Genomic DNA, 234 nt, shown 5'->3' with positions numbered 1-234 from the left:
GAAAAACCCGGGGCTGAAAAAGCTGCTGCTGGAGGGCGAGATTACCATGTCCCTGCGGGGAGCCATGGAAACCAGCCGGCCAAGCCTTGAATATCTTAAATTCATGGATGAGGAGCTGCTGCGCATGCTCCCCAAAGGCCATCCTCTTTCCTACGATTACAAAGAACTTCCGCCAGTCCGTCCCGATCCGGTCATCGACCTGGCAAGCCTGGGTGACACCCCCATCCTCGGCGG

The 234-nt window shown here is 57.7% G+C and carries 1 protein-coding gene; it reads left to right on the top strand.

What is annotated here, in order from left to right; genetic code table 11:
- Window positions 1–234, top strand: a 234-nt coding sequence (locus LK536_RS59175; RefSeq protein WP_506092385.1) for a hypothetical protein, incomplete at both ends; no start/stop codon positions are given.

Source organism: Clostridium pacaense, assembly GCF_020709765.2.
GTDB classification, from domain to species: domain Bacteria; phylum Bacillota; class Clostridia; order Lachnospirales; family Lachnospiraceae; genus Enterocloster; species Enterocloster hominis.
The sequence above is the reverse complement of the archived record's forward strand: the minus strand, read 5'-3'. Positions and strand labels throughout refer to the sequence as shown.